Source organism: Janibacter sp. CFPM2_SD2, from assembly GCF_057364645.1.
This window is the reverse complement of record NZ_JBNFOF010000235.1, coordinates 1-4,421: the sequence shown is the minus strand read 5'-3', so window position 1 is coordinate 4,421 and position 4,421 is coordinate 1. Positions and strand designations below refer to the sequence as shown.

The 4,421-nt window shown below is 70.8% G+C and carries 5 protein-coding genes; all 5 read right to left on the bottom strand.

Features of this window, described 5'->3' with window-relative positions; translation table 11 throughout:
- Positions 1–747 (bottom strand): dihydropteroate synthase (gene folP, locus AC2W7J_RS16235; RefSeq protein ID WP_485983670.1); only part of this gene is annotated, 747 nt, incomplete at its 3' end.
- A complete protein-coding gene (folE, locus tag AC2W7J_RS16230; RefSeq protein ID WP_255184332.1) occupies positions 744–1,319 on the bottom strand; it encodes a GTP cyclohydrolase I FolE in 576 nt (191 codons plus the stop codon). The genes folP and folE, both read right to left, overlap by 4 nt.
- A gap of 3 nt (positions 1,320–1,322) precedes the next feature.
- Positions 1,323–3,416, bottom strand: coding sequence for an ATP-dependent zinc metalloprotease FtsH (gene ftsH / locus AC2W7J_RS16225; protein WP_255184333.1), 2,094 nt, complete (start codon positions 3,414–3,416; stop codon positions 1,323–1,325).
- A 215-nt stretch (positions 3,417–3,631) separates the two neighbouring features.
- On the bottom strand, positions 3,632–4,183 hold the full coding sequence (hpt, locus tag AC2W7J_RS16220) for a hypoxanthine phosphoribosyltransferase (RefSeq protein ID WP_255184334.1): 552 nt from the start codon (positions 4,181–4,183) through the stop codon (positions 3,632–3,634).
- Between the two features lie 28 nt (positions 4,184–4,211).
- The coding region (locus AC2W7J_RS16215; RefSeq protein ID WP_485983667.1) for a TilS substrate-binding domain-containing protein at positions 4,212–4,421 on the bottom strand (210 nt) is incomplete at its 5' end.

Below are 4,421 nucleotides of genomic sequence, written 5' to 3'. Positions count from 1 at the left end.
CGTGGCGGCGGTGACGACGGCGCGGGCGTCGAGGGCGCGCTCCTGCCCCTCGGCGCGGCCGACCTTGCCGAGGAATCCCTTGCGCGAGGTGCCGAGCAGCACCGGGTAGCCGAGGTCGACGACCTGCTCGAGGCCGGCGAGGAGCTGCCAGTTGTGCTCCGCGGTCTTGGCGAAGCCGATGCCCGGGTCGAGGACGAGCTGCTCCCGGTCGGCGCCCGCGGCGAGCAGGGCGTCGACGCGCTCGGTCAGCTCGGAGCACACCTCGCCGACGACGTCGTCGTAGTGGGCCCGGGTCTGCATGTCGTGGGCGTGGCCGCGCCAGTGCATGACGACGAAGGGAGCACCGCTGCGGGCCACGAGGTCGGGCATCTGCGGGTCGGCCAGTCCGCCGCTCACGTCGTTGATGATCGCGCCACCGGCCGCCAGGGCCGCCTCGGCGACCTCGGCGCGCATCGTGTCGACGGAGACGACGACGCCCTCGGCCGCGAGGGCCTCGACGACGGGCACGACGCGGCGCAGCTCCTCGTCGGTGGAGGGGCGGGTGGCGCCGGGCCGGGTGGACTCACCGCCGACGTCGACGACCAGCGCGCCGTCGGCGACGAGCTGCCGGCCGTGTGCGACGGCCGCGTCGCTCTCGATCCAGCGGCCGCCGTCGCTGAAGGAGTCGGGCGTGACGTTGACGACCCCCATGACGGCCGGCCGGCGGTCGGCGGTCGCCGCGAGCTGCGCGAGGACCGGGTGGGTCACCGGGCGGCCCCGGTGAGCAGGGCCATCGCCTCGGCCCGGGTCGTCGAGTCGCGCAGCTGGCCACGCACGGCGGAGGTGATCGTGCGGGCGCCGGGCTTGCGCACCCCGCGCATCGACATGCACAGGTGCTCGGCCTCGACGACGACGATGACGCCGCCGACGTCGAGGTGCTCGACGAGGGCGTCGGCGATCTGCGAGGTGAGCCGCTCCTGCACCTGGGGACGCTTGGCGAAGAGGTCGACGAGACGCGCGATCTTCGACAGGCCGGTCACCTTGCCGCTGCCACCGGGCAGGTAGCCGACGTGGGCCACGCCGTGGAAGGGCACGAGGTGGTGCTCGCACGTCGAGTACAGCGGGATGTCGCGCACGAGGACGAGCTCGTCGTGGTCGATGTCGAAGGTCGTGGCGAGCAGCTCGGCGGGGTCGGCCCGCAGCCCCGAGAAGGTCTCCGCGTAGGCCCGCGCCACCCGGGCGGGGGTGTCGACGAGCCCGTCACGATCGGGGTCCTCCCCCACGGCGACGAGGATCTCGCGGACGGCTGCCTCGATGCGCGGCAGGTCGACGTCGGTCATGGCTCAGGCGTGCCCGTCGCCGTCGACCTGCTCGCCCGGGGGCACCTCGCGCACCTCGGTCGTCGGGTGCTCCTGCGGGTAGAGGCTCGCACCCTCCTCGGCGGCCCGGTCGATCGCCTCGGTGACCGTGCTGTCGCCGGCAGGCGTCTGCTCGGCCTCGCGCGCCGCGACGGCCTCCCGCTCGGCCGGGGTGAGCACCGGGGGGATCGTCGAGATCGTGCGGTGCTCGCTGCTCAACCAGGTCGGGCGCTTGGGGCGCTTGACGACATCGGCGAAGATCTCGGCGAGCTCCTTGGCGTTGAGCGTCTCGTGCTCGAGCAGGTCGAGGACGAGCCGGTCGAGGATGTCGCGGTTGTCGTTGAGCGCGTGCCAGGCCTCGTCGTGGGCGTCCTCGATGAAGCGGCGCACCTCCTCGTCGACGATGCCGGCGATGGTCTCGGAGTAGTCGCGCTGGTGGCCCATGTCGCGGCCGAGGAAGACCTCACCCTGCGACTGGCCGAGCTTGACCGCGCCGATGCGCTCGCTCATGCCGAACTCGGTGACCATCTTGCGGGCCATCGACGTGGCCTTCTCGATGTCGTTGGACGCGCCGGTCGACGGGTCGTGGAAGATGATCTCCTCCGCGACGCGGCCACCGAGGGCATACGCCAGCTGGTCGAGGATCTCGTTGCGCGTCGTCGAGTACTTGTCGTCGACGGGCAGCACCATCGTGTAGCCGAGGGCCCGACCGCGCGGCAGGATCGTGATCTTGGTGACCGGGTCGGTGTGGTTCATCGCCGCGGCGACGAGCGCGTGACCGCCCTCGTGGTAGGCGGTGATCTTGCGCTCCTGGGCGCTCATGATCCGGGTGCGCTTCTGCGGGCCGGCGATGACGCGGTCGATCGCCTCGTCGAGGGTCGCGTCGTCGATGAACTGCTTGTCCGAGCGGGCCGTGAGCAGCGCCGCCTCGTTGAGCACGTTGGCCAGGTCGGCACCGGTCATGCCCGGGGTGCGGCGGGCGACGGCCAGCAGGTCGACGCCCGGGGCCATCGGCTTGCCCGCGGCGTGCACTTCGAGGATGCGGTGCCGGCCGAGCATGTCGGGGTTCTCGACGGCGATCTGCCGGTCGAAGCGGCCCGGGCGCAGCAGCGCCGGGTCGAGGATGTCGGGGCGGTTGGTCGCCGCGATGAGGATGACATTGGTCTTGACGTCGAAGCCGTCCATCTCGACGAGCAGCTGGTTGAGCGTCTGCTCCCGCTCGTCGTGGCCACCGCCGAGGCCGGCGCCGCGGTGGCGACCGACGGCGTCGATCTCGTCGACGAAGATGATCGCCGGCTGGTTGGCCTTGGCCTGCTCGAAGAGGTCGCGCACACGGCTGGCACCGACACCGACGAACATCTCGACGAAGTCCGAGCCGGAGATCGAGTAGAAGGGCACGCCCGCCTCGCCGGCGACGGCGCGCGCGAGCAGCGTCTTACCGGTACCCGGCTGGCCGTAGAGCAGCACGCCCTTCGGGATCTTGGCGCCCACGGCGAGGAACTTGCCGGAGTCGCGGAGGAACTCGACGATCTCGTGCAGCTCCTCGACGGCCTCGTCGGCGCCGGCCACGTCGGCGAAGGTCACCTTGGGGGTGTCCTTGCTCGCGAGCTTGGCCTTGGACTTGCCGAACTGCATGACCTTGGAGCCGCCGCCCTGGGCCTGGCTGATGATGAACCAGAAGAGACCGACGAGCAGCAGCAGGGGCAGCAGCGACAGGAGCAGGCTGGACCAGACGCTCGGCTGCTCGACGGTGTCGTTCTGCACGCCGTCGACGTTGTCGTCGACGACCTTGAGCATGTGGGCCGCGCGGGCGTCGATGAACTCGGTCTCGACCTTGTCGGCGTCCTTGACCGCCTCGCCGTCCGAATAGGTCTCGCCCTTCTTGAGGTCGAGCTGCAGGAGGTTGTCGGTCGTGAAGTGGGCCTTGTCCACCTTGCCGTCGGTGACCAGCTTTTCCGCCGCGGAGGTGTCCACGCGCGCGTAGTCGCCGCCACCGCGGGTGGTGAACATCAGGACGAAGACTGCGATGAGCAGCAGCGCCCAGAAGGCGGGGGCACGGAAGATCTTCTTGGCGTTCATACGGGTACGGGGGCTTCCCGGACTTCCTGGCTCGACGACGTGGCGGCCACCGGCAGGGCCGGGGCGATCAGGACGAAACTACCTGAACACCGCCATTCGGCGGCCATCTGGTCAACGACCACTCGGAGCGCGGTGTTCCCGCACGACCGCCCCGTGGCCCACCCCCGTTCCACCCCCGCTCCCGCAGGAGCGAGGAACGAGCGTGTCGAAGGGCCTCAGGAGTAGACGTGCGGCGCGAGCGTCGCGACGTCGCGCAGGTTGCGATAGCCCTCGGCGAAGTCGAGGCCGTAGCCGACGACGAACTCGTTGGGGATGTCGAAGCCGACCCAGCGGGTGTCGATCTCGACCTTCGCCGCGTCGGGCTTGCGCAGCAGGGTGAGGATCTCGACCGAGGCCGGCGAGCGCGACTCGAGGTTGGCGCGGATCCACGACAGCGTCAGGCCGGAGTCGATGATGTCCTCGACGATGAGCACGTGCTTGTCGGTGATGTCGGCGTCGAGGTCCTTGAGGATGCGCACGACACCGGAGGACTTGGTGCCGGAGCCGTAGGAGCTCACCGCCATCCAGTCCATCGGGGCGGAGCCGGGCAGGTGGCGCATGAAGTCGGCCATGACCATGACCGCGCCCTTGAGCACGCCGACGAGGAGCACGTCCTTGCCCTCGTAGTGCTCCCACACCTCGGCGGCGAGCTCGCCGAGTCGGGTCTGGATCTGCTCTTCGGTGAGGAGCACCTCGACGAGGTCGTCCTGGATGTCCTGGGAGTCCACAGCTCTCCTTGCTCGGGTCGGGCGGATCTCATTGTCCACCAGGCGCACGTGCGATGTGCACCCGGTCGCGGTCACGGCGCACCCGCAGGTCGCCCGGCAGGTGGAGCGGACCCTGCCCGTGCCAGTCGGTGACGAGCCGATCGCAGGCGGCGACGTGACCGGCGGTGAGGTCCCCGGCGGGGGCGCCGGCCCGCAGCAGCAGGCGACGCCACACCCGCGAGCGAAGGGCGGGGGCCAG

Bases quoted from the DNA above. Each gene is read 5' to 3' on its own strand.
- ftsH (WP_255184333.1), bottom strand. From the start codon at position 3,416: ATGAACGCCAAGAAGATCTTCCGTGCCCCCGCCTTCTGGGCGCTGCTG.
- folE (WP_255184332.1), bottom strand. From the start codon at position 1,319: ATGACCGACGTCGACCTGCCGCGCATCGAGGCAGCCGTCCGCGAGATC.